The 26,564-nt window shown below is 68.5% G+C and carries 24 protein-coding genes and 2 pseudogenes; 14 read left to right on the top strand and 12 right to left on the bottom strand.

Annotated elements, in window-relative coordinates; genetic code table 11:
- Nucleotides 1-4 precede the first annotated feature (4 nt).
- Nucleotides 5-181 (top strand): hypothetical protein, encoded by a 177-nt coding sequence (locus ACH4KB_RS34885; protein ID WP_398070608.1) that lies wholly within the window; start codon nt 5-7, stop codon nt 179-181.
- Nucleotides 182-348: 167 nt separating this feature from the next.
- Here the strand turns inward: ACH4KB_RS34885 and ACH4KB_RS34880 are convergent, their stop codons facing one another.
- Entirely contained in the window at nt 349-909 is a 561-nt protein-coding gene (locus ACH4KB_RS34880) for a TetR/AcrR family transcriptional regulator (protein WP_398070606.1), read from the bottom strand.
- Between the two features lie 115 nt (nt 910-1,024).
- Here ACH4KB_RS34880 and ACH4KB_RS34875 point away from each other — a divergent pair, with 115 nt between their 5' ends.
- The 4 genes from ACH4KB_RS34875 (at nt 1,025) to ACH4KB_RS34860 (ending at nt 4,933) form a co-directional block, all read left to right on the top strand.
- A complete protein-coding gene (locus ACH4KB_RS34875; protein ID WP_398070604.1) occupies nt 1,025-1,717 on the top strand; it encodes an SDR family oxidoreductase in 693 nt (230 codons plus the stop codon).
- A 58-nt stretch (nt 1,718-1,775) separates the two neighbouring features.
- Nucleotides 1,776-2,831, top strand: coding sequence for an aldo/keto reductase (locus tag ACH4KB_RS34870; protein WP_398070602.1), 1,056 nt, complete (start codon nt 1,776-1,778; stop codon nt 2,829-2,831).
- Between the two features lie 133 nt (nt 2,832-2,964).
- The gene (locus ACH4KB_RS34865; RefSeq protein ID WP_398070600.1) at nt 2,965-3,969 is read left to right on the top strand and encodes an NADP-dependent oxidoreductase; all 1,005 of its coding nucleotides are present in this window, start codon (nt 2,965-2,967) and stop codon (nt 3,967-3,969) included.
- Between the two features lie 94 nt (nt 3,970-4,063).
- On the top strand, nt 4,064-4,933 hold the full coding sequence (locus ACH4KB_RS34860) for an alpha/beta fold hydrolase (protein WP_398070598.1): 870 nt from the start codon (nt 4,064-4,066) through the stop codon (nt 4,931-4,933).
- A 244-nt stretch (nt 4,934-5,177) separates the two neighbouring features.
- Here the strand turns inward: ACH4KB_RS34860 and ACH4KB_RS34855 are convergent, their stop codons facing one another.
- Both ACH4KB_RS34855 and ACH4KB_RS34850 read right to left on the bottom strand, forming a co-directional pair.
- Nucleotides 5,178-5,531, bottom strand: coding sequence for a hypothetical protein (locus ACH4KB_RS34855; protein ID WP_398070597.1), 354 nt, complete (start codon nt 5,529-5,531; stop codon nt 5,178-5,180).
- A gap of 247 nt (nt 5,532-5,778) precedes the next feature.
- The gene (locus tag ACH4KB_RS34850; RefSeq protein ID WP_398070595.1) at nt 5,779-6,195 is read right to left on the bottom strand and encodes an ATP-binding protein; all 417 of its coding nucleotides are present in this window, start codon (nt 6,193-6,195) and stop codon (nt 5,779-5,781) included.
- Nucleotides 6,196-7,300: 1,105 nt separating this feature from the next.
- Here ACH4KB_RS34850 and ACH4KB_RS34845 point away from each other — a divergent pair.
- Both ACH4KB_RS34845 and ACH4KB_RS34840 read left to right on the top strand, forming a co-directional pair.
- Nucleotides 7,301-7,645 carry a MerR family transcriptional regulator gene (locus tag ACH4KB_RS34845; RefSeq protein ID WP_398070593.1) on the top strand — a complete coding sequence of 115 codons (345 nt, stop codon included), beginning with the start codon at nt 7,301-7,303 and terminating at the stop codon, nt 7,643-7,645.
- Between the two features lie 74 nt (nt 7,646-7,719).
- Nucleotides 7,720-8,192, top strand: a pseudogene (locus ACH4KB_RS34840) (hemolysin III family protein); the annotation flags it as partial.
- A 106-nt stretch (nt 8,193-8,298) separates the two neighbouring features.
- On the opposite strand, the gene ACH4KB_RS34835 reads toward ACH4KB_RS34840, so the two are convergent.
- A complete protein-coding gene (locus ACH4KB_RS34835; RefSeq protein WP_398070591.1) occupies nt 8,299-9,570 on the bottom strand; it encodes a PP2C family protein-serine/threonine phosphatase in 1,272 nt (423 codons plus the stop codon).
- A gap of 350 nt (nt 9,571-9,920) precedes the next feature.
- On the opposite strand from ACH4KB_RS34835, the gene ACH4KB_RS34830 reads away from it, so the two are divergent.
- Nucleotides 9,921-10,280, top strand: a complete 360-nt coding sequence (locus ACH4KB_RS34830; protein WP_398070589.1) for a PRC-barrel domain containing protein — start codon at nt 9,921-9,923, stop codon at nt 10,278-10,280.
- A 222-nt stretch (nt 10,281-10,502) separates the two neighbouring features.
- Here ACH4KB_RS34830 and ACH4KB_RS34825 read toward each other — a convergent pair whose 3' ends face one another.
- From ACH4KB_RS34825 to ACH4KB_RS34805, 5 genes are all read right to left on the bottom strand, one after another.
- Nucleotides 10,503-10,823 (bottom strand): STAS domain-containing protein, encoded by a 321-nt coding sequence (locus ACH4KB_RS34825; protein WP_398070587.1) that lies wholly within the window; start codon nt 10,821-10,823, stop codon nt 10,503-10,505.
- A gap of 252 nt (nt 10,824-11,075) precedes the next feature.
- Nucleotides 11,076-11,744 (bottom strand): class I SAM-dependent DNA methyltransferase, encoded by a 669-nt coding sequence (locus tag ACH4KB_RS34820; protein WP_398070586.1) that lies wholly within the window; start codon nt 11,742-11,744, stop codon nt 11,076-11,078.
- 220 nt (nt 11,745-11,964) lie between these two features.
- Complete coding sequence (locus ACH4KB_RS34815; protein ID WP_398070584.1) at nt 11,965-12,510, bottom strand: site-specific integrase; 546 nt, start codon at nt 12,508-12,510, stop codon at nt 11,965-11,967.
- On the bottom strand, nt 12,465-14,840 hold the full coding sequence (locus tag ACH4KB_RS34810; protein WP_398070582.1) for a Tn3 family transposase: 2,376 nt from the start codon (nt 14,838-14,840) through the stop codon (nt 12,465-12,467). The genes ACH4KB_RS34815 and ACH4KB_RS34810 overlap by 46 nt, the downstream gene beginning before the upstream one ends.
- Complete coding sequence (locus ACH4KB_RS34805) at nt 14,764-15,246, bottom strand: DUF4158 domain-containing protein (protein ID WP_398070580.1); 483 nt, start codon at nt 15,244-15,246, stop codon at nt 14,764-14,766. The genes ACH4KB_RS34810 and ACH4KB_RS34805 overlap by 77 nt, the downstream gene beginning before the upstream one ends.
- Nucleotides 15,247-15,382: 136 nt before the next feature.
- Between ACH4KB_RS34805 and ACH4KB_RS34800 the strand changes: the two genes are divergently transcribed.
- Together ACH4KB_RS34800 and ACH4KB_RS34795 are read left to right on the top strand one after the other, a co-directional pair.
- Nucleotides 15,383-16,498 (top strand): IS630 family transposase, encoded by a 1,116-nt coding sequence (locus ACH4KB_RS34800; RefSeq protein WP_398070578.1) that lies wholly within the window; start codon nt 15,383-15,385, stop codon nt 16,496-16,498.
- A 173-nt stretch (nt 16,499-16,671) separates the two neighbouring features.
- A pseudogene (locus tag ACH4KB_RS34795) lies at nt 16,672-18,113 on the top strand (NF041680 family putative transposase).
- A gap of 13 nt (nt 18,114-18,126) precedes the next feature.
- Here ACH4KB_RS34795 and ACH4KB_RS34790 read toward each other — a convergent pair.
- Complete coding sequence (locus ACH4KB_RS34790; protein WP_398070739.1) at nt 18,127-18,561, bottom strand: pyridoxamine 5'-phosphate oxidase family protein; 435 nt, start codon at nt 18,559-18,561, stop codon at nt 18,127-18,129.
- 234 nt (nt 18,562-18,795) lie between these two features.
- Nucleotides 18,796-20,048 (bottom strand): IS3 family transposase gene (locus tag ACH4KB_RS34785; RefSeq protein WP_398070576.1). Its coding sequence is split into 2 segments (ribosomal slippage): nt 18,796-19,766 and nt 19,766-20,048, totalling 1,254 coding nucleotides; the frame shifts between segments, so codons are not numbered across the junction.
- A gap of 197 nt (nt 20,049-20,245) precedes the next feature.
- On the opposite strand from ACH4KB_RS34785, the gene ACH4KB_RS34780 reads away from it, so the two are divergent.
- On the top strand, nt 20,246-21,898 hold the full coding sequence (locus tag ACH4KB_RS34780; RefSeq protein ID WP_398070574.1) for a hypothetical protein: 1,653 nt from the start codon (nt 20,246-20,248) through the stop codon (nt 21,896-21,898).
- An 873-nt stretch (nt 21,899-22,771) separates the two neighbouring features.
- Here ACH4KB_RS34780 and ACH4KB_RS34775 read toward each other — a convergent pair.
- Entirely contained in the window at nt 22,772-23,530 is a 759-nt protein-coding gene (locus ACH4KB_RS34775; RefSeq protein ID WP_398070572.1) for a DeoR/GlpR family DNA-binding transcription regulator, read from the bottom strand.
- A 49-nt stretch (nt 23,531-23,579) separates the two neighbouring features.
- Between ACH4KB_RS34775 and ACH4KB_RS34770 the strand changes: the two genes are divergently transcribed.
- The 3 genes from ACH4KB_RS34770 (at nt 23,580) to ACH4KB_RS34760 (ending at nt 26,423) form a co-directional block, all read left to right on the top strand.
- Entirely contained in the window at nt 23,580-23,963 is a 384-nt protein-coding gene (locus tag ACH4KB_RS34770; RefSeq protein ID WP_398070570.1) for a DUF4406 domain-containing protein, read from the top strand.
- Entirely contained in the window at nt 23,960-24,637 is a 678-nt protein-coding gene (locus ACH4KB_RS34765; protein WP_398070568.1) for an NUDIX domain-containing protein, read from the top strand. The genes ACH4KB_RS34770 and ACH4KB_RS34765 overlap by 4 nt, the downstream gene beginning before the upstream one ends.
- A gap of 571 nt (nt 24,638-25,208) precedes the next feature.
- Nucleotides 25,209-26,423, top strand: coding sequence for an NAD(P)/FAD-dependent oxidoreductase (locus ACH4KB_RS34760; protein ID WP_398070566.1), 1,215 nt, complete (start codon nt 25,209-25,211; stop codon nt 26,421-26,423).
- Nucleotides 26,424-26,564 lie beyond the last annotated feature (141 nt).

Below are 26,564 nucleotides of genomic sequence, written 5' to 3'. Positions count from 1 at the left end.
GGCCATGGCCGCCGTGCTGTGCCGGGACGCCCAGGTCGGCGAGGCGGACGCGGCAACAACGGCGCGCGTCGTGTCAGCCGTGATGTTCCTAGCGATGGCGGCCAGCGTGAACGTCGCCGCGAGCGTCGACGAGATCCTGCGCGACATCCGTGAGCAGATCGCAGTTCTGCTGACACGTTGACGTCGGCTGCGCAGCCCACGCTTCACGGGCATGCGCCCCGGAACCGACTCGCGCACGGCAGGACCGGCGCGCCGGGCGCCGGCGGCCTTCGCCCAACGCCTCCGCCCGGCCGCGGACGCCTCGGCGCCCACGTGTGCGGTCGACGTGCACCCGTACCGCGCCCCTGATCAGCCTGCTTCGGTCAAGGATGCGCGCGCGGCGGCGAGGATCTCTTCGGAGAGCGGGGAGCCGTTGGTGGCCCGGGACAGAACGAGCGCTCCGAACAGGGTGCACAGGCGGACGATGCCGTCCTGGTCGTCGGCGGCGAGGAAATTGGCGAAGTCGGCCACCCCCTCGGTGTAGACGTGACGGGCCTCACGCCCCCCGCCTTCGCGCGCGATGTCAGTGGCGAGCGCAGCGACCGGGCAGCCGTCCGCCGGGTCGTCGCGGTGCTCGACGGAGAGGTAGGTGTCGATCAGCGCCTGCTGGGCGGCCTCGCGCTGCCCGTCATGCCGGTCGAGCCCAGCGCTGTAGCGCTGGGCGAGTTCGGCGAAGGCGTGGGCGGTGGCCTCGTCGACGAGCGCCTCCTTGGAGGCGAACTGCTTGTAGAACGCGCCGTGTGTCAGGCCGGCCGCCTTCATCAGGTCGGCGACGCTGACCTGCGTGCCCTGATCCCGGAAGAGCCGGGATGCGGTGTCCACCACCCGCCTGCGGTTTTCCTCCGCCTGTGCCTGCGATACGCGGCCCATGACCACCTCCGGCTTGGATGTCGACTGGCATCTATCGTAGACCCATGTTTAGATTGGACGCATAATCTAACTTGTTGCGGGTGGTCGACGGCACCCGCCAGGACCAGGAGCGAGCATGGAACTGAAGAACACGGTCGCGGTCGTCACCGGCGCCAACCGAGGGCTCGGGCGACACCTCGCAGCCCAGCTCGTCGAGCGCGGCGCGAAGGTGTACGGCGCGGCCCGACGCCCCGAGACGGTCGACGCACCGGGTGTCATCCCGCTGCGGCTGGACGTCACGGACGAGGCGTCGATACGGGAGGCCGCCCGCGTGGCGTCCGACGCGACCCTGCTGATCAACAACGCGGGCATCTCGACCGGCGCGACGCTGATCGAAGGCGACGTGGCCGAGGTGCGCCGCGAGATGGAGACCAACTTCTTCGGCCCGCTCACCGCGACCCGGGCCTTCGCCCCCGTCATCGAGCGCAACGGTGGCGGCGCCGTACTCAACGTCCTGTCCGCCCTGTCCTGGTTCCACCCGGCCGGCCTCGGCTCCTACGCGGCCTCCAAGGCCGCCGCCTGGGCGCTGAGCGACGCGACGCGTGAGGAGCTGGCACCGCGCGGGATCACCGTCTCGGCGCTGTACGTCGGCTACATGGACACCGACATGGCCGCCGACGTGCCCGCCGACCAGAAGGTCGCCGCCGCCGATGTCGCAGCCCAGGCCCTGCAGGGCATCGAGTCCGGCCTGCCCGAGATCCTCGCCGACGAGACCAGCCGGTACGTCAAGCAGGGCCTGTCCGCCACACCCCAGTCGAACGCGGGCTGACACCCACCCTCGTCCACCCCGCCCGGCCGCCTTCCCACCCCTCATGCAAGGACATCTCATGCGGCACACGACCTTCGGACACCGGACCGGACTGCGCGTCTCCGAGTACGCGCTCGGGACCGCGAACTTCGGCACCGGCTGGGGAGCGGGCGCCGAGCCGGACGAGGCGCGCCGGATCTTCGACCGGTTCGCCGAGGCCGGCGGCACGTTCCTGGACAGCGCGGACGGCTACCAGTTCGGCGAGTCGGAGGAACTGACCGGAAAGCTGATCTCTGCCGACCGCGACCACTTCGTTCTGGCCACGAAGTTCGCCCTCGGCGCCGCCCCGCAGCCGGACATCTCCAAGACCGGCAACAGCCGCAAGAACATGGTCGCCTCGGTGGAGGCCAGCCTGAAGCGCCTGGGCACCGACTACATCGACCTGCTCTGGGTGCACTTCCCCGACGAGCTCACTCCGATGGAGGAACTCCTGCGCGGACTCGACGACCTGGTGCGCGCCGGCAAGATCCACCATGCCGCGCTGTCCAACTTCCCCGCCTGGCGCGTCTCGCGCGCCGTGACCCTCGCGGACCTGAAGAACTGGGCCCCGATCGTGGGCATCCAGCACGAGTACAGCCTCGTCGAACGCACCGCAGACCGTGAGCTCCTGCCCATGGCCGAGAGCCTGGGCCTGGGTGCCGCCCTGTGGTCGCCGCTCGGCGGCGGTCTACTTACCGGCAAGTACCGCAGCTCGGCCGAGGGGCGCCTGAGCGATCTGGGCATGGTCATCCACACCGAGAGCAGCGGCCAGAAGACCGCCGTCGTCGACAACGTCCTGGCGATCTCGGAGGAGACCGGCGTGACGCCCGCCCAGGTGGCGGTAGCCTGGATGCGCGAGCGCGCCGCCCGTTCCGTGGCCACGCTCGTCCCGATCATCGGCCCGCGCAGCCTCTCTCAGCTCGACAGCTACCTCGGCGCCCTCGACATCCAGCTGACCGACGCGCAGTACACCCGCCTCACCGATGTCAGCGCGGTGCCGCTCGGCGCACCCCACGAGGGAATCGCCGCCTCCCTGGACCGCCTCCAGGGAGGCGCCGCCGACCGAATTAGCGCCCCGGTCGTTCCGGTGGCCTGATCGCCGGACGCGGCCGCAGACGCGGTGCGCCCGCGCCGTAGCCAGAGAAACGACACAAGCTATCTCGTACTGGGAGAATCAGGGGTGAGCGGAGACCCTGCCCTCACGGACGGGACACGGAACGGAGACGAAGATGAGGGCTTTCATGGTTGAGAAGTACGGCGACCAAGCCGGGATGGGCGCCGCCGAGCTACCCGACCCCCAGGTGGGCGCCGACGACGTCCTGGTCAAGATCCACGCGGCGGGCGTCAACCCGCTGGACCTCCGGATCCGCAACGGGGACTTCAAGGCATTCCTGCCCTACCGGCTCCCGCTCGTTCTGGGCAACGACCTCGCCGGGACGGTCGTCCGGGTCGGCCCGTCCGGCACCCGCTTCGCGGTGGGCGACGAGGTCTACGCCCGCCCCGACAAGGACCGCATCGGCACCTTCGCCGAACTCATCGCCGTTCACCAGGACGACCTGGCACCCAAACCCGCCACGCTCACCATGACCGAGGCCGCCTCCCTCCCCCTGGTCGCCCTGACCGCGTGGCAGGCCCTGGTCGAGCGGGGCCACGTACAGCCGGGTCAGAAGGTCCTCATCCACGCCGGCGCAGGCGGCCTCGGCTCCATCGCCGTCCAGCTGGCCAAGGCACTGGGCGCGCACGTGGCCACCACCGTGAGCACAACCAAGGTCGACCTGGCCAGGGACCTCGGCGCGGACGTCGTCGTCGACTACCGCACGCAGGACTTCGAAGAGGTCCTCAACGGTTACGACGTCGTCCTCGACAGCCTCGGCGGCGAGAACCTCGCCAAGTCCCTGCGCATCCTCAAGCCCGGCGGCACGGCCATCAGCGTCGCGGGCCCGCCCGACCCGGCCTTCGCCCGCGAACTCGGCGCAAACCCGGTCCTCCGCCTGGCCATGACCGCCCTCAGCTTCAAGACCCGGCGCAATGCGAAGCGCCTCGGCGTGACGTACTCGTTCCTGTTCATGAAGGCCAGCGGCGACCAGCTGCGCGAACTCACCCCCCTCATCGACGCCGGAAAGGTCCGTCCCGTCATCGACCGCGTCTTCCCGTTCGACGAAACTCTCCAGGCCATGGAGTACGTCGAGAAGGGACGCGCGAAGGCTGGGAAAGTCGTCGTCTCCATGACGTGAGCGCGGGCACAGCCCGGCCGAACGCGGAGGCAGCCCGTCACCACGAGAAGCCCAACCCCCACACCCCGTCGCCTACCGCACACCAGGACCCGGCATGAGCGCATCGTCCAGCTCCCCCACACCCACCCCGTCGTCGTACAAGAACGTGCCGACCCGCTCCGTGTCCGTGCGGGGCGTCAACTTCGCCTACCGGCAGCTCGGCCCGGACGACGGCGTACCGCTGATCCTGCTAAACCACCTGTCCGCGGTCCTGGACAACTGGGATCCACGGGTCGTCGACGGACTGGCTGCCCGACGCCGCGTGATCACCTACGACAACCGCGGCGTCGGCGCGTCCGGTGGCTCCACGCCCGACACCATCGAGGCGATGGCCCGCGACACCGTGCTGTTCATCCGGGCACTCGGGTTCGACCGGGTCGACCTGCTCGGCCTGTCGATGGGCGGCTTCATCGCCCAGGTCATCGCGGCAGAGGAACCCGACCTCGTGCGCAAACTCATCCTGGCGGGCACCGGCCCCGCCGGCGGACCCGGCATCGACAAGGTCACGTCCCTCACCGTCCAGGACATGCTGAAGGCGACGCTGCGGCGCAAGGACCCGAAGCACTACCTCTTCTTCACCCAGACCGAGGGCGGCCAACGGGCGGCGCGGGAATTCCTGGCGCGGCTGAAGGAGCGCACGGACGACCGCGACAAGGCGGTCTCGGTGCCGTCGTTCCGTGCCCAACTGAAGGCCATCAAACGCTGGGGCCGCACGGCACCACAGGACCTGTCGCGCATCCAACAGCCGGTCCTGGTGGCCAACGGCGAGAGCGACCGGATGGTCCCGAGCGTCAACACCATCGACCTGGCGGCCCGACTGCCCCGGGGGGAACTCGAGCCCCTCTACCCCGATGCCGGACACGGCGGGATCTTCCAGTACCACGACAGATTCGTTCCGCGGGCGCTCGCATTCCTGGAACCGTAGCCACCAGTCAGACAGGGCCCAAGGCCCCTACCTCGCACCCAGTGAGACCGGCACCAGAAAACCCGTCCTCCCACATTGCCACCATGAACAGCGACCCCAGCTTCGGTCAGCTGTTCATTCGGTGCTTCGCCCGCGCCCCTCCTGCGCCTGCGCTCGCGTCCTCGGCCCGGCCGGGAGCACTCGAGGTGGTTCCTCGGCTGGTGGCTGGTACTCATGAAGCTGGGTGGTGCCGCGCGATGCTTCGTCAGCGGATCGGGGGCAGTGCCTTGTCGGGGCGGGCGGTGTGGACGTAGCGGACAGCGGTTCCGGGATGGATGCCGAACAGGTGCACCAGATGCACTGGGCCGACGGTCTGCCGGGCCTCGTCCAGTACGCGGTCGCTCCACATCTGGCGCGGGGTGATTCCGGTGCGGTCGAACGCGCGGCGCAGTGCGCAGTAGCTGACGGGCGGAAGGGCGGGGTGGTATGCAGAGTGCGTAGTCACCAGCAGGTACGGGCTGGGGGATGCGGGCCACTGGTCGTGCCGTCGCAGGAGCCAGTCGTCCACAAGGCGGCGGGTCAGCGAGTCGAGGTAGACCGTGTGCGGCTGGCCCCGCAAGTGGACTCACCACGCTGTAGTTGCGCCACTCGCGAATATCGGCTGTGTGCATCACAGTCTGCCTTCCCGGACGGTCCTGCCGCGCGTCGGCCGCACACAGTCAGACCCCCTCAACTCACCGACGCTATCGAGAGATCCTCTGCCCTGTGCCGTCCCCGACGCGGAAACCATGCCAGCCGTCGAACCCGGCGGCCGACGCCCAGAGGAGACCGTGAGCCCGCGCCATTCGCGATCGACGGCCGTGGGGCTATCGGGGGATGAAGGCGCTGACGGTTTTGCCTCCGGAGGGCTGGTGGGTGATGGCGGTGGTGCGGGCGAGGTGGTTGACCATGTGCCAGCCGAAACCGCCGTCGGCGCCGGTCAGGTCGGGGGTGCGCAGGTGGGGCACCCGCGGGCTGGGGTCGTCGACGGCGACCTCGATGGCGTCGGGGTGGGCGGTCAGCCGGAGGCTGAAGGCGCCGCCGCCGTGGCGCAGGGCGTTGGTGACCAGTTCGGAGACCACCAGGACGAGCGTATCCGCCATGTCCGGACGGGGTGCTGGGGTGAGGCGGTCGGTGAAGGCGCGAGCGGCCCGGCGGGCCTGGCTGGCACCGGCCGCGCTGTCACCCCGGACCACGGCCACTACGGGGGGAGTTGAGGGGATGCTGATCGTGGTGCTGTTCATACGCGTACACCCCGCCTGTGATCGGTTGTGCGGCTTGTGACGTGACACCCCACCTGCCCGCTCCGGTACCCCCTCACACTCCCGGCGGGTGTGCTCCAGTGCAGTTTCCAGGTGCTTCACACCGCAGGGCTTCACTGTCAGCCATCGCAGGAAACCTGTCCTGACGGAGGTAGACATCTGGTCGTTGTCGGGGTTAGTGTCTTGTCAGTAGCGAAGAGATCGAGCAGGCCCGGCAGGGATGAACTGCCGGGAAGTAGTACACGTAAGTGCAGTCGGTGCGGTGGTGGAGTTCCGAAGCCAGGGTTGTCGCAGGAAGGCGACGGGGCTGACCCCGCACCGGGTGGCCCGCAGTGAATCAGGGGCCGCCGCGAGCAGCACCGCAGTACGCAAGTGCAGTGCGCAGTACCAGTGGTCCCTCGGTAAATGGCGTCAGGCTGCGGCGCGCGTACCGGGAAGTTCGGCAGTGAGGTTCTAAGCCAGAGCAGTAGCAGGATGGGCGACGGGGCTGGCTGCCGAAGGAGTGGCGCTGTGAGAGGCCACCAGCAGGGCGGTGCGGTGGTGGAGTTCCGAAGCCAGGATTAGGCATGACGGTGACGGGACTGACGACCGGACCGGGTGACCCGCAGGTTTCAGGGGTCGCCGTTAAGCATCACAGCAGCAGGACAAGTAGCACCTCGGTGAAGACGTCTGGCTGTGGGCGTGCGCACCGGGAGGTTCGGCAGGGGGGTTCTAAGCCAGGGCAGTTGCAGGACGGGCGACGGGGCTGGCTGCCGGAAGGAGTGGCGCTTTCACAGGTCACCGAGCAGTACGCAGTACAGCAGTAACCAGTAAGTGATTCAGAGGGTAAGAACGGAGGAGTTGAGCGCCATCAGGATCGCCCGGGCGAACGACGTGTGCCCGGGTACCGCAGGACATCGATAGTGAGGTGGTCTCCGGTCAAGCAACCGCGATCCCCGCAGCCCCCGGACCTCTTCCCGGCAGGTATGCGGAAACACAGAGCCGGCATAGCCGATCAAAGCCGGCTGATGGTGTAGCAGTTCCTTCGGGGCCCGGGTGCCATATGGCACCCGGGCCCCTCCAACGCGTGTTCCACAGGAAGGTACAGATGACAGCAGACGACTCGTTCGGCCGCCTCGACGACGACGACTACCCCGCCTACACCATGGGCCGGGCAGCCGAGATGCTCAACACCACACAAGGCTTCCTCCGCGCCATCGGCGAAGCCCGCCTCATCACCCCGCTCCGCAGCCCCGGCGGCCACCGCCGGTACTCCCGCTACCAGCTCCGCATCGCCGCCCGCGCCCGCGAGCTCGTCGACGCCGGCACCCCGATCGAGGCCGCCTGCCGCATCGTCATCCTCGAGGACCAACTCCAAGAAGCCCAGCGCATCAACACCGAACACCACCGCACAGCGAAAGCGACGGGACCGTCCAAACCCCTGGTGGCCTGAGGCGCTGCGCACCCGTTGGATACCGGCGGGCTGCGTCGTCGCACACCCACGTGCGGGAGTGTTGTGCGTGGTTCGTCTACCACTACGACACCTGGGGGCCTCTCGGCGAGGCACTGCTGCGGCGTCTGGACCATGCCAACATCTTCCTGATCGTCGCCGGCACCTGTACTTCCCCTGGCCGTGATACTTCTGCCGCCTGGGCAGGGGTCAGTGCTGCTGTGGATCGTCTGGGCGGGGGCGTCGGCGGGTATCGCGTTCCGGGTCCTGTGGGTCGGAGCTCCGCGCTGGCTGTACACACCGTGCTACCTGGCCCTGGAGGGGGGGGGCGCCGGTGCGGTACCTGCCCGACTTCCTGCATACTGGCGGAGCGGCTGTATTCACGCTGATCGTGACCGGCGGCCTCCTCTACAGTGCGGGCGCGGTCGTTTACGCACTCCAGCGGCCCGATCCCTCGCCTCGCTGGTTCGGCTTCCACGAGGTGTTCCACGCGTTGACCGTGGCGGCCTTCACCGCGCACTACATGGCTATCTTTCTCGCCGTCGGCTGACCGCGTCCTCGGGAAGGCCGGGGGACGCGCTTCGGCCCGGAGGGGCGGCCAACTGCCTTGCCCAGGCCACCTCGGTACTCCGCCGGATTTGGAACGCCCGAGTCCTTCAGCTTCGAGGCTCTTCGGGCGGTGTGTGAGAGGTGTGCTTTCCGGCCGTGGGGGATGCTTCGGTGAGGTCGGCGCCGTGGTCGGCGTCGCGGCGGGTGGACTTGGTGCCGTACCAGTCCAGGCACATCACGGTGGCGTCGTCGTGCAGGTTCCCGTCATGGGCGTGGACGACGTGCTCGATCAGGACACGGGCGGCCTCCCGCGGGTGCAGGTCCTGGGTGCTCTCGATGAGGGCCGGCAGATCGAGGTCCGCAGCGCTGCGCTCCAGCATTCCGTCGGTGAGCATGACCAGCCGGTCCCCGGCCCGCAGGTCCAGCTCCTGGACCCTGTACGTGTGTGGCGCTATGAAGCCGAAGGGCATATCGACGGCCGGTGTGATCTCCTCGACCTTCCCGTCGCGCAGGCGCAGGGGCCAGGGGTGGCCGGCGTTGATGAACTCGGTCCGGCCGTCGTGCAGGCTGATCCGCAGCAGTTGTCCGGTGACGTAGCGGCCGCCGCTGTGCTCTGCCACGGCCCGGTCGGCGCTCTGCGCCTGTTCGGCGAGGCAGGCCCCCTGCCTGCGGGCGCGGCGCAGTGCTCCTACGAGGAGAGTGGCCAGGAGCGCGGCGTCCACGTCGTGCCCCATGGCGTCGGTGACGGACAGCTGGACGTGGTCGCGGTCTATGACGTAGTCGAAGGTGTCGCCGCCGACGTGCTCGGCCGGCTCCAGGGCCCCGGCGACCGCGAACTGGGCCGCCTCGCAGGCCAGCGACGTGGGCAGCAGCCGGTGCTGGATCTCGGCGGCCAGGCTCAGCGGGGAGGTACGACGGCCCCACTGGTACAGGTCGGTGAAGGGCCGGTTCGCGATGATGATGTAGGCCAGTGCGTGGGCGCTCCGGCTGATTCTCAGCAGCGTGTCCGGGCCGGGGTGGTCGGGGAGATGGAGTTCCAGGAGCCCGAGTGCGTCCCCGCGATTGGTGACGGGTGCGATCACCAGCGTCCACGTACTGCCCTTCACGGCCTCCACATGTGGCTGTTGGGTCCGGATCACCTTGTCGTAGACGGTGCCGGAGACGGCGATCGGATCTGCGGAACGCTCCAGGTCGATGTCGTCCGTGGTGCCCAGGCGGACGACGGAGGCGCCGGTGAAGTCTGTGATGAGGAACGACACCGACCGGGCCCCGAGCTGTCTTCGCAACGAAGCGGCTATGACGTCGACGGACTCCACCGGCGGCGCGGCCTCCGCCGCGGCCAGCGCCTCACCCAGCCCGTCCATTCCACAGTCCTCCATGGGAGCGCCCTTCCGCCGGCGTGCCCCGCCCCCGTCTGTACCTGGTGACACGACTCTTCGGGCGAACACAAAGAGGCAAGCTACCCCACCGCAGGCACGGGGTCCCATACGGTCGGGCGATGTGCCCGCGCGCATGGTCCGCGACCACCCCGGCATGCGTACGCACCGAAGCGCTTCTCAGCCCCGCGACGAGCGATGGGTTGGCGCAGTCGGCTTCTGGCAGCGGGCTTGCCTGCGCGCCGCCCGCCGCTGCGAGGGCCTGATTGCACCGCACACGGCAGGGAAGGAAGAGACCGTACGAGGCGATGAGGGCGCCGGCTTTGGTCCGGCGAGGATGAGAGGACGGGGCTATGAGCAGTGTGTGGATGTACGGGCAGGACAGCGGCTACACGCTGGGGCAGTCGCTGGTTGGTTTCACCGTGGAGGCCGCTGACGGAAGCGTGGGGCACGTGGATCGTCAGCAGGACCAGCCCGGAATGCAGCACCTGGTCGTCGACACCGGCGCGTGGAAGTTCGGCAGAAGCGTGCTGATCCCGGCCGGTGCCGTCACTGCCATCGACACCGAAGCACAGACGGTGAAAGTCGCACCGCCGAGGGAGGAGATCAAAGCCGCTCCCCGGTTCACCACCGACAGCGAGACAGGTAATCCCGACTACCTGTCCTCGGTCGGCGACTACTACCTCTCGCTCCACCCGACGCTTTCGACCTGAGCCGAACGCAGCCGTCGGCACCAGGCTTGTGCCCGCCCGGCGGCACAGCACCCCAGGTCAGTGCTCCGGCCGCAACGCCCGCCCCCTCTGGCAAGGCTGTCAGTCAGGCCGGAGCTCCGGTGCCGGAGCATGACCGGCCGGCCCCTGCCCCTGCGCCTGCGCCTGCGCCTGCGCCTGCTGCGGATTGCTGGGGGGCGGGGCCGGTTGTGGGTCGCGGCGGTGTCAGGTGATGCGGGCGGCGTCGAGGGTCGGGTATATGTGCAGGATGGTGTCGAGGCCGCGGATGCTGAACAGGCGGGCCAGCCGTGAGGAGGGGGCGGCGATGCGGAGGTCGGTGGCCTGGTGGGTGGAGATGATCAGCACGAGAAACATCGAGTCCGCGAACGTGATGCCGCTGGCATCCAGAATCACTCCTCCATGCGCAGCGACGGCAGCGTCGATCTGCGCTTGCAGAGGCGGCAGGGACTGGAAGTCGAAGTCTCCGCGAGGGGCGATCACCGGCAGAGGCCCGGAACCGTGGTGCCGGGGCACGGAAGTCGTCATCGGGCAAGTATCGCTTCCAGGCGACCGTCGCGTCATCGGCCGGATTCACGTGAGGCCGGGCACCAGTTCCCCTCACCCCGGGCGATGAGCAGCCGCTCGGAATCGCTGATCAGCTGGCCCCACGGTCACGCTCATGACCCGGCTAAGTGGTCGCCTCCGGAGGCGGGGTCGTGTGGGGCTGGTCAGATGTTGGGGCTGCGCGGTAGAGGGCGCGGGCGCGGTGCAGGGCGTGCCGCCTCCGGGGCCTGGTCCTCAGACGGGGCGCTTGGCCATGACGACCACACCTGGCCCGCTCCACTCATCCGCGGGGAGCCGGAGTTCGGCGACCGGGTGCAGTCCGGCCTGCTCGATCAGGTCCACGAGCTGCTCGGGCCGCCACTTGTGCGTGGTCCAACGAACGGGTACTCCTCCGTATGCCTCGGTGCGCACAGCGTCCTCGTCGCCGACGTGTGTGCCGGCGATGAAGTGCCCGCCCGGCTTCAGAGCGTGCACGAAATGGGCAAGGACCTGTGGAAGGACATCACGGGGGAGGTTGAACAGGGACCACCACCCGAGCAGGCCGCCGAGGGAGGCTTCACCGAGGTCGAGCTCGGTGGCGGAGGCGACGCTGAAGCGGCATTGCGGATGAAGACGGCGTGCGTTCTCGATCATGCGGGGAGAGAGGTCTACCCCGGATACGTCGAGTCCGCGTTCGGCGAGGTAGCCGGTCACCGTGCCGGGGCCGCAACCGACGTCTAGGACGGGCCCGAGCTCGCCCACGGTGTCGGCGAAGGCGTCGATCGACGCCTTGAGCCAGGGATGGCGACGGATGTCACCCATGCCCGTCGTCAGCACCATGTGGGCGTAGGTGTCGGCCACCTGGTCGTAGGTCTCACGGACGACATCGAGATCGGCTGGGCGGTCAATATGGTGTGCGCGCATCAGCCAACAATAGGGCGGTGGCGTTGTCTAATCCGGGGGCGTGGATATGAGGTCATCCTGCCCGACGAGTCCTGGCACGGGCACGGCAGACTGCGGTCCCGGTGATCCACGTCTCCCGATCGGCCTTCCTGTCATGCCTGTTGCCCTTGCCCGTCCGATCGTCCTTACCAGGCCCCGGCGTCCTATCTCTGACCCACGGTGCAAAGTAGAGCCGCACTCGCTACCGGTTCTGGCGGCGTGCGGCGGGGTCTCGCTCGGCGACGTGCCGCGCAACCGCGTCGACGCCGGGAAGGCGGGCGTACCGCTCCAGGGAGCGGACGGAGGCGTGGCGGGAGCGGGCCAGCAGCATCGGGGTGGAGGTGCCACCCTCCGCATCGTGGGTGAGCGCGGAGTGCCGTAGCCGATGAAGTGTCCAGCCGTCCAGGTCCTCGATGTCCTCGGGTGAGGCGAGCGGGTTGGCCAGGAGCCGGGTGTTCTTCTCGAAGATCTCCTCGGCCCGGCGGTAGGAGAGCCGAGCATGGCCTGTCTCCGGGCATACGTCGAGCGTCGGCGTTCCGGCCGGGGCCTTGCGGTCGGTGAGGAACAGTGGGCCGCGGGTGCGGCGGGCGATGAGGCGGGGCAGGAGCTGGGCGGTGCCGGACTGCCAGTGAATCCACTCCGTGGCCCCGCCCTTGGCGGTGATCTTCCCGCGCTTGTCCTGCGGATAGAGGTCTTCCACGTTCAGGCACAGCACCTCATCGGCCCGCGCGGCGGACTCGTAGAGCATCTTCCAGAACGTCTTCTCCCGTAGGGTTCCGGGCCGGTCAGGGCGCCGTCCTTGCCGTAGTGCAGCACTGTGTTCGCGCTGTTCCAGTTCTCCACGAACTGGAGGCCGCCGTGAATCTCGCGGCGCAGGCCAGGGCTGGCGAGGTAGTCGCAGGCGAAGACCGTGCGTACGGCGCGGCCGAGTTCTTCGAGGGCCTGGTAGGTGGGGTGCTTGGGGCCTCCGCGGGCGAAGCGCCGCAGCACCTGCTCCGCCTCTGCGGTCGCGAGCCTCAGCGCGGTGGCGTACTTGACCATCTGGTCGTACTGCTGCTCGATCAGGCCCCAGCGGATCGGCCGGGTCAGCGAGCCGCCGAGCGCTGGCCAGCCGGGCGGGGCGTCGTCCGGGCGGTAGAGGCGGATGCTGCCGATGTTCTTCAGCCTCGGCAGCAGGCGGAAGTTCAGCAGCTCGGTGAAGGCGAACCCGACCACGCTCGCGCCGTGAGTGTCTACGTAGTTGGACTCGATCTCGGCGTCCGTGCAGTGCCGCAGCAGGCCCTCGATCATCGCCGCGACCTCGGACGACGAACAGCTCTTGAGCTGGGAGTAGATGCAGACGTTCTTCTTCTCCACGTGCCAATAGATCATCACGCCGTTGCCGCCGTAGCGGGCGTGGTACTCGGTCATGAAGTTCGAGGACCAGGAGCCGAACTTCTTCGAGTCCGAGGCGCACGCGGTGCCCTGTCCCCACCAGGCGACATCCCGGGCGGCGAACGTGCCGTTCACGAGCCTGGTGACGGCGGCGCGGAGGTTGTAGACGGTGATGAAGTGCCGGCGCACGTGCCGCAGGGCGGCCTCGGTCTCGCCGTGTTCGCCGGTCGCCACAATCGCCCGGATGCCCATGTTGGTGCCCAGGGCGAACAGCGCGAGCAGCAGGCGGCGCTGGAGGGTGGTGCGGTCGATGCCCTCGTACGCGGCGACCGAGGAGAACTCGTCGGTGAACCCGGTGAGGAAGTCGGCGTTCTTCAGCACGTCCAGGAGGTCGAGCACGCCCCAGCGGCGTACGACCTCGTCCTTGAGGGCCTGGAGGCCGGTGGGCTCGTCCAGGGGCTCCAGCTTCGGCACGGTGATCCACGGCTCGCCCTTGCGGGTGGTGATCTTCACGCCGCCCGCCGAGCCGTCCGCGAGCGCCGCCGACAGCCTGTCCAGGCTCGCGGTCATCCGCCGCTTCAGGCCGGTGACGAACTCCTTGGGGTCCTCGGGCTGCCGGATCGCGGCGTAGTGCACGGTGCGGGCCGACTCGAAGTCACCGGGCAGGTCGTCCTCCGGGTGGCCCCACCGCTTACCGCCCTCGACGTAGATCTCCCGGCGCCGGATTGCGTCCCGCAGCGCCACCAGCACGCACAGCTCGTACGGGATGCGCTCGACCTTGCCTTTGTCGTCGACGACGGCCTCGCGCCAGTCCTTGCGTACGACGCCGTCCGTCGGCACCGCGTCGCCGGCGTCGTAGAAGCGCGTCTCGCCGTCGACGTCGGCGTACTTCGCCAGCAGCGCGAGCGCGTCCATCACCGTCCGGTAGGCGGTGTTGTTGCACTTGAAGCCCAGCGTGTTCAGCAGCGGCGGCAGCATCTGCCGGTAGTACGAGCTGTACGAGGAGCGGAGCGTGGTGCGGACCTTGGCCTTGAACGCCTTCTCGTTTGCCTTGGCCTCCGCGACCAGGTCGCGCAGCGTCTTCTCGCCCACCACCGGGTAGAGCACCTTGCGCACGGTCCCCTCCGGCTGCCCGACCGCCGCGTCGGCGAGGCGGAAGAGGATGCCCTCCTTGCCCCTCACCTTCTTCAGCTCCGCCGTCAGCTGCCGTTCCACCCGTCGCTCGGCGCGGGCGTTGATCTTGTGGACCAAGGCGACAAGCAGTTCCACCAGAGCGTCGGTGATCTCCGCCTGACGGGACGCGCACAGCGCGGCCAGCAGCGTCGTCCTCACGTCCTCGCCTGCGTCCCGGAAGTCCGAGGGATACATCTTGATCGCCCGTGCCCGCCAGGCGGCCACCAGCTTCTCCGAGCAGTCCGCGAACAGCCCCTCCGCCAAGCCGAGCTGACGTACGGCTGTGAGCTTGGCGATCTCCGTCAGGAGCGAGTCCAGACCCACCGCGCCCGGGTCCCGCTTCAGCGATGCCAGCAGCGCGGTGCCGTCCTCGTTGCCCTCCGCCACCATGTCCAGCAGGCGGCGGGCGCACGCCTCGCCCAGGCGCGCGACGGTCTGCGCGCAGAAGACGCGGTCAGCCCGCGCCCGTGCCGCGGCCACGATCCGCTCGATGCGACCCGGGGGCTCGGTGCGGTCGCTGCGGCACTGCACCAGTAGGGCCCTCGCGCAGCCGGTCCTCCACCAGCTCCACCGGACAGACCTCGTCGGCGAGCCAGGCGGTCAGGCGTTCCTCATCGGCGCGGGATGCCGGGCGGAACCCGAGGGCCTCGCGGATCTGCGTACGGTGGCCCTTCGCGGAGCGGGACGACAGGTCGTACTTCGCCAAGCCCTCGGCCGGTACCTTGACCACGTCGGCCACATAGTCGACCGCGGCCGGCGGAAACTCCTCCACGAACTGGGGGAACCACCCCTCCAGCTCGAAGTACTTCAGCATCAGCGCGAATCCGAGCCTGGTCGGGCCGGACTTGTTCGCAACCAGGTCCCAGTCGCCGCCCACCGGCGTCCAGCACGCCACCACATCCTCGGGCGACCACTCCCGGCGCATGAACGTTCCCACCCCTCCGTCGACAACTCGTTCGGCCTAACGAACCGGCCAGGCGCGAAGCAACGGGGGAGCGGCAGAGGGCGACGGCTACTTTGCACCGTGGGTCAGAGATAGGACGCCGGAGCCTACCAGCGCCGAACGTGAGCGGTTGAAGAAGGCGGCCTACGGTCACAAGACCGCGTACCAGGCCCGGCAGCGGGCCGCGATCGTGCTGCTCGCGGCCCGCGGGCGCCCCAACACGCACATTACCCGCGAGACGGGTCTGCACCTGGACACCGTGCGAACCTGGCGCAACCGCTTCGCCGACGGCCGGCTGCCAGCCCTGGCCGACCGCAGGCGCTCGGGGCGCCCGGCCCGTTTCACGCCCGTGCAGGTCGCCGAGGCCAAGGCTCTGGCCTGCCAGCTCCCGGCCGAGACCGGGGTCCCGTTGTCGCGCTGGTCCTGCCCGGACCTGGCCGCCGAGCTGACCGCGCGCCAGATCACCGACAGCATCTCCGCGTCCACGGTGCGCCGCTGGTTGCGCCAGGACGCGCTCAAGCCCTGGCAGTACCGGTCCTGGATCTTCATCCGCGACCCGGACTTCCGCGCCAAGGCCCAACGGGTCCTGGACCTCTACGCTCGCACCTTCGAAGGAAAGCCCCTCGGCGCAGACGAGTACGTCGTCTCCAGCGACGAGAAGACCTCGATCCAGGCCCGCTGCCGCTGCCATCCGACCCTGGCCCCGGGCCAGGCCAGGGCGATGCGCGTCAACCACACCTACAGACGCGGCGGCGCCCTGGCCTACCTGGCCGCCTACGACGTCCACCAAGCCCGAGTGCTCGGCCGCTGCGAACCGCGCACTGGCATCGACCCGTTCATGAGCCTGGTCGCCCAGGTCATGACACAGGAACCCTATGCCAGTGCCAAGCGCGTCTTCTGGGTCGTCGACAACGGCTCCTCCCACCGTGGCAAGAGGGCCGCCGACCGGCTGACGGCCGCGTTCCCGAACGCCGTCATGGTCCACACCCCCGTGGACGCCTCCTGGTTGAACCAGGTAGAGATCTACTTCTCGGTGGTGCAGCGCAAGGTCGTCTCACCCAACGACTTCACCGACCTGACCCAAGTTGGGGACCGGCTCCGAGCATTGGAAGACCGCTACAACGCCACGGCACAGCCGTTCCAGTGGAGGTTCACCACCTCCGAGTTGGACGATCTGCTGGCCCGACTCGACCGGCACACACCCGCCGACCGTCACCAAGAATCCTCCGTCGCCCTGGCTGCCTGATCAAGCCCCGAAGGACTTCCGGAACGGACCACTAAGCTTGTTCTTTTTCTTCCGGGCTCGAACGCCGTCCCGTACTGGGTCGCTCACCTGGGGGTTCGCCGGACGTGGGGGCGGCCTTCGTCTGATCATGTGCTCCGACCAAGGTGCACGTGACCACGACGAAGGCCGTGAGGATGAGTCTGCTGCCTGATGCTGTCCGGAGGGAGGCGGTCGCGGAAGCGTCACGCTTCCGGGGCGAGTTCTATGAGTGTCTGGGCGCTCGGCGCGACGAGTTGTTCGAACTGTCCGACGCCGTCTTGTGTGCGGACGGTGCGGTGAAGTCCCCGGTGGATCTGACGTTGCTGCCGGAGCATCGTCGTGGGCGCGGAGCGATGTACGGAGGTCTGAATCACGGCCGGATCGACGTCGGCCGGCTGCGTACCGTGCTGGCCGGACTGTCGCTGCCGCGGTTCGAGGGCGGGCGCCTGGTGCTGGCGGTGGATGTGTCGCCGTGGCTCCGCTCGGACGTGCCGTGCTCGGCGGACCGTCTGTTCTGCCACGTCTACGGACGGGCGAAGACGGCCTCGCAGTTCATTCCGGGCTGGCCGTACTCCTTCGTGGCCGCGCTGGAGCCGGGTGCCACGTCCTGGACCGCAATCCTGGACGCGGTCCGGCTCGGGCCCGCGGACGACGCGACCGCGGTCACTGCCGCCCAGCTCCGAGGAGTGGTCGAACGACTCATCGCCGCGGGCCAGTGGCAGGCCGGGGACCCGCATATCGTGATCGTCAGCGACGCCGGCTACGACGTCACTCGCCTGGCCTGGGTCCTGCGTGACCTGCCGGTCGCACTGGTCGGCCGGGTCCGCTCCGACCGCGTGATGCGTCTGCCGAAGCCACCACGGATGAACGGTGTCAGCGGCCGGCCGCCCAAGCACGGACCGGAGTTCCGCTTCACCAAGCCGGAGACCTGGCCCGAGCCCGCGATCACCACGGTCACCGACTCCGCCAACTACGGCAAGGCCGTCACCCAGGCGTGGGACCGAGTCCACCCTCGGCTCACCCACCGCTCCTCATGGCTCGACCACGACGGTGAACTACCGTTGGTCGAGGGGACGCTGATGCGGTTGAAGGTGGAGCACCTGTCGAAGGAACGGGATGCCCCGCCGGTGTGGTTATGGTCCTCCAAGACCAGTACCACCCCGGACGACGTGGACCGCTTCTGGCAGACGTTCTCCGCCGCTTCGACCTGGAGCACACGTTCCGCTTCGCGAAGCAGACCCTCGGCTGGACCACCCCGAAACTCCGCACGCCCGAGGCCGCGGACCGCTGGACCTGGATCCTGATCGTCGCCCACACGCAGCTCCGCCTCGCGCGACCGCTGGCCGCGGACCTGCGCCGGCCCTGGGAGAAACCCTCCGTCGCCGACCGGCTCACCCCGGCCCGGGTCCGCCGGGGGTTCAGGAACATCCGCGCCCACCTCGCCTGCCCGGCCCGTGTTCCCCAACCCCGGGGCACCGGCCCCGGACGGCCACCCGGCTCCAAGAACAAACACCGGGCACCCCGCTGCGACGTCGGAAAAACCGTCAAACGCCCCGAGACCCTCAAGGCCATCGGCATGCCCGGAAGATCTTGGTAGACAGAGCACAAGTTCAGCGAGCAACCGTATAGCTCAGGTCGTGGGCTGTCAGGGACGAAGGGGTCAGCCGCAGCCACATCGTGCCGCGCTGAGCAGGCTCACCATGCAGGTAGCGGACGAAGCGTGAATCCCAGCGGGACTCATCCGTGCCCAGATAGCGGACCAACTTGCGGCGCCCACGCGGGACGTCGAAGGGAACGAGTTCAGCCCGGCCACGGGCGATGACCTGGCGGACAAGCCCCGTGGCGATGTCACATACATCCACCACAAGAGCGATTTGCGCTTCCGCGCTCACCCGGTGAAACAGCTTGGCCCACGGCCCGGTCAGAACCCAGAAGGCGCCCTCCTCCCACAGAAACCACACAGGCCGCACGCTCGGTCCATCAGTAGCAATGCGCGCAGTGAGCGGCTGAGCGAGGAAGACATCAATATCAAAGGGAGGAGGCATCACGTGGTCATGGTCGTTCTTCCAAACGCCGCCGAACACCCCGACCTTCGACCTAGGTCGAGCCATCGGTAGACCTGGCAGATCCTGGTAGATAAAAAACAAGGTAAGACCTGGAAGGAATCCACCGGCCCCGACCGCGACGCCAAGCTCGACCGCATCGAGCACGTCCTGGAGCACTTCCCCGACCGCGTGTTCGCCTTCGAACAGTGAACCGTTCCGGGTTCGGTAGAGACTTCAGCCTGTGGTTGTGACCTGGGGTTTCGTGGCCGTGAAGTAGTAGTTGGTCTCGTATTCGGCGGGCGGGATGTGCCCTATGTCACCGTGGAGCCGGCGGTGGCAGTACCAGTCGACCCATTCCGCGGTGGCCAGCTCAACCTGGGAGAGCGTCCTCCAGGGTCGCCCCGGTTTGATCAGCTCGGTCTTGAACAGGCCGATCGTGGACTCCATGAGGGCGTTGTCGTAGGCGTCGCCGACGGAGCCGATCGAGGCCGCGATGCCGGCGGCGTCCAGGTGCTCGGCGAGCCGGAAACTCGTGTATTGCGACCCGACATCGGAGTGATGTATCAACTCGCCCCGCTGATGCGGCTGTTCGTCTCGGTCGCGTTGCCACAGAGCCATGTCCAGCGCGTCCAGGACGAGCCGTGTCTCCTTCGACAGGGCGGCGGACCAGCCGACGATCCTGCGGGAGAAGGTGTCCGCGACGAAGGCGACGTAGACCACTCCCGACCAGGTGCTGACGTGAGTGAAGTCGGCGACCCAGCAGCGGTTGGGGGCCGGCGCGACGAAGTTGCGGTCCAGCAGGTCCGGTGCCCGCTCGACGCTGCCGTCCGGGATCGTGGTGATGATCTTCTTCCCGCGGACGACACCGGCGACGCCCAACTCGCGCATCAGGCGTTCGACGGTGCACCGGGCTACGAGGTGACCCTGGCGGTGCAGCTCACGCCAGACCTTCCTGGCCCCGTAGACACGGTAGTTGGCCTCGAAGATCTGCTGGACGAGCGGCTTCAGCTCCGCATCACGGACGGTGCGGGCCGCCGGGGCCCGGAGGCGTTTGTGGTGGGCGTAGTAGGTGGAAGGGGCGATCTTGCAGTCGTGCTCGGTGAGCACGCGGCAGATCGGCTCGACACCGCCGAAGCGGTCCCGGTGCTCGTCGATGAACGCTACGAGCGTGTGTGTGGCCGGTCGAGCTCGGCCGCGAAGAAACTCGCCGCAGCCTTCAAGATGTCGTTCGCCCGCTTCAGCTCGGCGATCTCCTTCTTCATCGCCTTGATCTGCGCGGACTCCTCCGTGGTCGTCCCCGGCCGTCGCCCGGAGTCGACCTCGTCCCGCTTCACCCAGTTCCGCAGGGTCTCGGCCGAACCGATCCCGAGCTTCTGGGCGACCGCCCTGAAGGCGGCCGACTCGTTCGGATAGTCACCACGGACCTCGGCGACCATACGGACCGCTCGTTTGCGCAGCTCAGAGGGATAGGAGGAAGGGCGTGCCATGACTCATTCCTTTCACGGAATCGAGTCTCTACCGAACCCGGAACGGTTCAACAACCAGTGCGTCCGTTGCTACGGCCCGCCCCTGGACACCATGGGCCACGGGCTTGCGCGGACCGTGGCGCCGCCTGACGCCATGCTGTGGCCAGGCGTAGAGGTCGGGGAAGGCCGATGTCAGAGGGGGCTCGTAGAGTGCGGTCGTGGTGAAGGTGCCGTGGGAAAAGCTGGCCGAGTGCCCGAAGCAGTCCGAGTCCTTGGTGACGTTGCTGATGCTGCGTCTTCGAGAGCGGGCGCAGCCTGTTGACGGAGCTGGCGGGGATGGCGGACGGGATCTGTTCGAGTACACCCCTGAGCGTGAACTGGTTTTGTACGAGGCGAAGTCGTTCACCGGCCGAATGACTTCAGGGCGTCGTAAGCAGGTGGAACGGTCCCTGGTGTCGGCGGCACGGCACCAGCCGGACCACTGGGATCTGCTGGTGCCGATCGATCCGAACCCCGCCGAGCAGCAGTGGTTCGACGGGCTGCGCGTGGCGTTCCCGTTCGTGCGTAGGTGGTTGGGGCGCAGCTGGCTGGATGAGAAGTTCGCGTCCCGGCCCGAGCTGGTGCGCTATGCGCTGCAGGAGAGCGGCGACTACATCCTTGAGCGCATCGCCGAGGCTCGGGCCGAGCGCGATGTCCTAGCTGGCGGGCTCGTGGACTACGTCGGGCGAGCCCGTGCGCTTCATGCGCGGGCCCAGGAGATCTCCCCGCACCACGAGGTCCACACTTCTCTCGGCGCGGACGGGCGGTCCGTTGTGCGCCTTGTGGCCCGCGGGTCGGCACCGGGTGAGCAGGAGGCCATCCGGTTCACCGGCCGGATCCGGTTCGCTGCTGATGACCAGCAGGAAGTGGAGCGGCAGCGCCGGTTCGAGGAGACCATGCGTTTCAGCGGCGAGGTGGAACTGACTGCGGACAACCTCGTCGAGGCAAGCTTGGCTGGCCCTGCCGGGCTCGGACTGGAGCGGCTCGCGGTCGGCGGCGTCCGCATCACCTCGCCTCGGCATGAGCTGACAGCGCCACTCCGGGGGCAGGTGGCTATCCAGCGGTCCTCCGGTATTCCGGTCAGTTCCTTGCCCGTGTCCTTCACGCATCGGGTTGTCGGTGCCGACGGCGGGACCTTGCATGGCAGCGACGGAACCGGCTTGTTGCGTGTGAGTCTGCGCTACAACCGGCGTGATCTCTTCTGTCAGCTGAAGCTCTCCTTCGAACCGCAGGACTCGGTGATGCCGCAGGTGATGATGCCGGTGCTCCGGTTCATCGCCCAGAGCAGGCCCGGGTGCTCCATGGAGCTCGTTTGCTCCGGGGACGAAAAGGGCCGGGTGAGTGCGCCGATCACTGCGGACATCATGCCGAGAGGCTGGGAGCCGGACGAGATCCATTTGTGGGCCGATGCCTTCGAAGACCTCGCGCAACTGCAGAGCCGAACCGGCCAGTTCTTTCCCATCCCCGACGATTTCACCAAAGCCGACGTGCAGCAGGTCAAGGAGATCCTTGCACTGCTCGACGGGCAGAAGGTAGTTCTGCGTGGTGACACCGTGTCTGTGGGTGTGGTGAGCGCCGAGGCCCTCGATCAGCTGGCCGATACCCGCAGCGGGATGTTTCGTCTCACCGCCGGGTACGAGGGGATGCTCTTCACGCTCGGCCAGCACCAGATGGATCTCGGGCCCTGCACCGAGACCTACACCATGGACAAGATCCTGAACATGAAGGAGGCCCGGCGTGACATCGCTGCGCTCGGGCATGCGACCGCAGTGCTGCGCCTCGCCAGGAACTTCCCGGCCGTGCGCTATCTGGGAGCTGAACGGCCCGAGTAGGAAGCAGGTGGCAGCCCAGAGCAACTGGCAGCACGGTGGCAGAACAAGGTGTAGGGCCATGAGGCACCGGGCTTCGTGGAGGCATACCGCTACCGACCTCATGGGTTCTGTGTCTTGCCTCGGGTCGCGACAGCACACCACTCATTTGTGTGCCTGCTCGACGCTGCCACGAGCCGACGGTCAAGGGTTCACTCTGTGCTAACCAAGATCCGGGCAAGAGGCGACCAGCCGCTTGCAGCTTGGCCCAATCGTGGCCGTTTCCACTGGTCAGCGGCCATGCGAGGCGTGTACCGCCAGCAGACTAAAACCTTTGCTGGGACTCTGAGCAGGTGGCTGAGCGGGATCGCTCAGCACCACGAAATTCCCGGCGCCTTGCCATACCCGCGCAGTCAGGCGGCCGCCTGATCAGCGGGGCAACGCGCCTGACGCTCATCAGAACGAGCGTCAAATGAGCGTCACGATGCCTCTGAGAGCGTCATTTCAGCGTCAAGATATCGCCCGTAACGCCCACAATGCACATAGCGCACACCACCCAAACCCGCAGGTCAGACGCCCTTTGCCACAGGTTCAAGGATCGCCACGCACTCCACATGATGCGTCATCGCGAAACATGCAGAACCAAAACAGGTTAGAGAAAACAGCAGGTCAGCGGCGCGCGAGAAGCAGAACGGACGCAAGGCCAATGTGCATTACGGGCACGATGAGCGCTACGTGCGAGGGTGGCTTGCGGCTCACTCGGTCGAGCCCCTCGTTGCGACAGGTGACGGAGCCGGGCTGCGGGAACGGCCGCCCCTTCTTGTGCGACGGCCGAACAGCAGCGGCAGGCCGGCACACCGTTCCGATCTTCTGGGTCCCGCGTTCGCGCCGTGGCCGTCAGCCGGCTGTCAGGATCTCCACCCCGTGCGCGCCGAGCTGTTCGAGGGCGGGGTGGTCGGGGTCGGCGTCGGTGATCAGTCCGCTGATGTCAGCCCAGGGCAGGACTCGGAACCGGGAGGCGGTGCCGATCTTCTCGGCTGAGGCGAGGATGTAGGTGTCCGAGGCACGTGCGGCCAGGGCGCGTTTCATCGCCGCCTCCTCCGCGTCCCCCGTGGTCAGTCCGGCCTCCGGGTGGACGCCGGTGACGCCGAGGAGACAGAGCTCGGCCGAGACGTTCAGGGCGGCTTCGACCGCCGCGGCGCCGCAGGTGACGGCCGAGTGTTTGAAGAGGCGTCCGCCGAGGAGGAAGACCTCTGCCTGGGGGTGGTCGAGCAGTGCGGCCGCGATCGTCGGACTGTGGGTGATCACGGTGCAGGCCAGGTCCGGCGGGAGTGCCTGGGCGACGGCGAGGGCGGTGGTGCCGCCGTCCAGGATTAGGGCGCTGCCGGGCCGCACGAGCCCGGCGGCGACCGCGGCGACCTGCCGCTTGCCGTCCGGGGAGACGGCCTGGCGGGCGGCGTAGTCGGCGATGGCCGGTGAGACGGGCAGTGCTCCGCCGTAGACGCGCTGACACAGTCCTTCGGCGGCGAGGTCGCGCAGGTCGCGGCGCACGCTGTCCTCGGAGATGCCCAGGATGGCGGCGACATCCTTGGCGACGATCTTGCCCTCGCGGGCGAGCAGCCCCAGCAGGTGGTCGCGCCTCTCAGCAGCCAGCATCCTTACTCCCTCACGTTGTTGCACGTTTCTGCGTGTATCGTAGCGTGCCATGACTGAGAAACCGATGCTCATCCTCATCGCCGGCCCGTACCGCTCCGGAACGGACGGCGACCCGCAGGCCATGGCCGCGAACCTGGCCCGCCTCGAAGAGGCGGCCTGGCCGGTCTTCGCCGCCGGCCACGTCCCGATGATCGGGGAATGGGTCGCCCTGCCCGTCCTGCGCTCCGCGGGTGCGAACCTCACCGATCCCCTCGCCGACCAGGTCCTCTACCCGACCGCCGACCGCCTGCTCGCCCACTGCGACGCCGTGCTCCGGCTTCCCGGCGACTCCACCGGAGCCGACCAGGACGTGGCCATAGCCCGCCGCCGCGGCCTGCCCGTGTACCACCACGTGGACCAGATCCCGCACCGCACCCCGCAGGAGACCGCGTGACCCCCGGCCCCGGCACCGACATCCCCGACCACCGCGGCCGCACCGGTCTCGACCAAGCCGGCCGGGACCTGGAGCGCAATCCCGACATCGTGGTCCGCGACGTAGAACTCACCTCACAGGGCTGGCACGTCCTGCGCCGCACCACCTACGACTACCGCCGCCGGGACGGCCGCTGGATCACCCAGCAGCGCGAAACCTACGACCGCGGCAACGGAGCGGTCGTCCTGCCCTACGACGCCGAACGCGGCCGCGTCCTGCTCACCCGCCAGTTCCGCTACCCGGCCTACGTCAACGACCATCCGGACGGCATGCTCATCGAGGCCGCAGCCGGGCTGCTCGACGGCGACGACCCGCTCGCCGCCATCCGACGCGAGAGCGCCGAGGAAATCGGCGTCACGCTGGGCCCACTCACCCACATCCTCGACGCCTACATGAGCCCAGGCTCCGTCACCGAACGCCTGCACTTCTACGCCGCCCCCTACACCCCGGCCGACCGCACCGCAGAAGGCGGCGGAGTCGAGGAGGAAGGCGAGGACATCGAAGTGCTCGAACTGCCCTTCACCGAAGCCCTCGCCATGGTCCGCGACGGACACATCACCGACGGCAAGACCATTCTCCTCCTGCAGTGGGCCGCCCTGGACGGACCCTTCGCCGCCACAACGACCACCCACTGAGGCGCACCATCCCGCGGGCTCCGGGGGATCAGCCAGGACCTTCTCGGGGCACGGTCGGCAGGGCGCACCGTCCAGCGACGGTGCCCGCCGCCGTCACGCGGTAGCTGACTCCGACACGTCAAGACACTCAGCGACCCGGCGTGGCTGTGGGGGCCCTCAGGCGGCAGGAAGCCGTCCAGTGAGTGCACGTCGTCGTACAGCCGCGCCTTCAGCCCAAGCCGGCACGCCTCGGTGAACCGCTTCTGCGGGCGGGCCTTCGGGGCGCTATGCCTGCTCGGCCTGCCGCAGGACCCGGCCGTGCCTCATCGGCTTCGCCGGCGCCCGCGTCGCCTCGCACAAGGGCACCCTGCGCCCCGGTCGGCGGCTACCAGCCCGCGGCTTACAGCTGAAAGGGCAGGCCAGGTCCGGTGCGGCAGAACATTGCTGGGCGGCGAGTCCGAATGACGATGCTCGGCCTGCTTCCCCAACGGCGCGACTTCAAGCGAGGTAGGGACCCGCCCGGCGCACCGTCTGGCCACCCCCTCTGTGTCAAACCGTCAGATCCATTGCACGAGCGAACGGAAGAAATACTGTGACTGCCGAAGAGATCCTGGTGATCGGGGCCGGCGTGGTGGGGGCCTCGGTCGCGTATCACCTCACCGAACTGGGGCATGACCGGGTGACGGTGCTCGACATGCGCGAGCGTGCGGTTCTACCCGGTTCGACGGGCCTGGCCCCCGGGTTCATCGGCCAGCTCAGCGCCACCGCGGAACTGACCGTACTGGCCAAGGACAGCGTTGCCCGTTACCGCGCACTTTCGGACGACGGCCCCGTGGATGCGTTCTGGCAGGTCGGCTGCCTGGAGGTCGCCACCACCCGGGCTCGCCTGGAGCAAGCCCACCGAGATGTCGAACACGGCCGAGGGCTCGGTGTCGAGGCGCGAGTGATCGACGCTGCCGAGGCCGTCGCACTGGCCCCCGCCCTGGTCGATGCGGAACGCGCTCTGGGCGCGCTGCACATCCCCTCCGACGGTGCCGCCGACCCGGCCGCCCTCACCCACGCTCTCATCGCCGCCGGCGAGAGGCGAGGAGCCCGCTTCCGCTTCGACACCCCCGTGCTGGCGCTGGAGGTCGAAGGGCGCCGGATCGTCGGCGTGCGCGCGGGCAAGAACGGAACGCTGCTCAGGGCCGACCGCGTCGTACTCGCCACGGGCATCTGGGGCCCCGTCCTGGCCGCGGAAGCCGGAGTACGGCTGCCCATGGTGGACGTTCAGCACCCCTACCTGTTCACGGCCGAGCGGCCCGAACTCGACGACACCCCCATCGACACACCGATCGTCCGCTACCCCGACCAGGCGGTCTACACCCGCCGTCACGGGCGCCGGTACGGACTGGGAAGCTACGCCCACGCACCACTCCCGCTGACCCCGTCACCCACACTCGCATCTGCGGAGGTCACCTACCGGGAGAGTGACTTCGGTACCGCCATCGCCGAGGCCACCGCCCTCGTCCCGGCCTTCCAGGAAGCATCCCCGGACGCTCGGCTCAACGGAGTGTTCACACTGACACCCGACGAGATCCCCCTTGTCGGGCCCGCGGCCGAAGTGACCGGGCTGTGGATCGCGGAAGCCTGCTGGGTGACCCACGCCGGAGGCGTCGGCAAGCAGATCGCCAACATGCTCCTGGGCACCGGCGACCTCCTCGTCGACCCTGAACGACTGGCCCCCGGCCGCTTCGCCGCCTGGAGTGACGAAAAGATCCGAGAGACCGCACTCGGCCACTATCAAGGCATCTACGACGTCCACTGACACTGGCCACGCAACGTGCCCCCGGCCGGCTTGTCGCAAGTTCACTTAGGCGCTGTTTCTCGGATCATGTTCTGAGCCAGATGACGAGGGCTGCGAGCGTGACGGTACCGAGGTAGATGTAAGCGCGCTTCTCGTAGCGGG

Source organism: Streptomyces sp. NPDC017520 (assembly GCF_044329855.1).
In the GTDB taxonomy this organism is placed as follows: domain Bacteria; phylum Actinomycetota; class Actinomycetes; order Streptomycetales; family Streptomycetaceae; genus Streptomyces.
The sequence above is the reverse complement of the archived record's forward strand: the minus strand, read 5'-3'. Positions and strand labels throughout refer to the sequence as shown.

Bases quoted from the DNA above. Each gene is read 5' to 3' on its own strand.
- ACH4KB_RS34885 (WP_398070608.1), top strand. From the start codon at position 5: ATGGCCGCCGTGCTGTGCCGGGACGCCCAGGTCGGCGAGGCGGACGCG.
- ACH4KB_RS34880 (WP_398070606.1), bottom strand. From the start codon at position 909: ATGGGCCGCGTATCGCAGGCACAGGCGGAGGAAAACCGCAGGCGGGTG.
- ACH4KB_RS34875 (WP_398070604.1), top strand. From the start codon at position 1,025: ATGGAACTGAAGAACACGGTCGCGGTCGTCACCGGCGCCAACCGAGGG.
- ACH4KB_RS34870 (WP_398070602.1), top strand. From the start codon at position 1,776: ATGCGGCACACGACCTTCGGACACCGGACCGGACTGCGCGTCTCCGAG.
- ACH4KB_RS34865 (WP_398070600.1), top strand. From the start codon at position 2,965: ATGAGGGCTTTCATGGTTGAGAAGTACGGCGACCAAGCCGGGATGGGC.
- ACH4KB_RS34860 (WP_398070598.1), top strand. From the start codon at position 4,064: ATGAGCGCATCGTCCAGCTCCCCCACACCCACCCCGTCGTCGTACAAG.
- ACH4KB_RS34850 (WP_398070595.1), bottom strand. From the start codon at position 6,195: ATGAACAGCACCACGATCAGCATCCCCTCAACTCCCCCCGTAGTGGCC.
- ACH4KB_RS34845 (WP_398070593.1), top strand. From the start codon at position 7,301: ATGACAGCAGACGACTCGTTCGGCCGCCTCGACGACGACGACTACCCC.
- ACH4KB_RS34835 (WP_398070591.1), bottom strand. From the start codon at position 9,570: ATGGAGGACTGTGGAATGGACGGGCTGGGTGAGGCGCTGGCCGCGGCG.
- ACH4KB_RS34830 (WP_398070589.1), top strand. From the start codon at position 9,921: ATGAGCAGTGTGTGGATGTACGGGCAGGACAGCGGCTACACGCTGGGG.
- ACH4KB_RS34825 (WP_398070587.1), bottom strand. From the start codon at position 10,823: ATGACGACTTCCGTGCCCCGGCACCACGGTTCCGGGCCTCTGCCGGTG.
- ACH4KB_RS34820 (WP_398070586.1), bottom strand. From the start codon at position 11,744: ATGCGCGCACACCATATTGACCGCCCAGCCGATCTCGATGTCGTCCGT.
- ACH4KB_RS34815 (WP_398070584.1), bottom strand. From the start codon at position 12,510: ATGCTCTACGAGTCCGCCGCGCGGGCCGATGAGGTGCTGTGCCTGAAC.
- ACH4KB_RS34790 (WP_398070739.1), bottom strand. From the start codon at position 18,561: ATGCCTCCTCCCTTTGATATTGATGTCTTCCTCGCTCAGCCGCTCACT.
- ACH4KB_RS34775 (WP_398070572.1), bottom strand. From the start codon at position 23,530: ATGCTGGCTGCTGAGAGGCGCGACCACCTGCTGGGGCTGCTCGCCCGC.
- ACH4KB_RS34770 (WP_398070570.1), top strand. From the start codon at position 23,580: ATGACTGAGAAACCGATGCTCATCCTCATCGCCGGCCCGTACCGCTCC.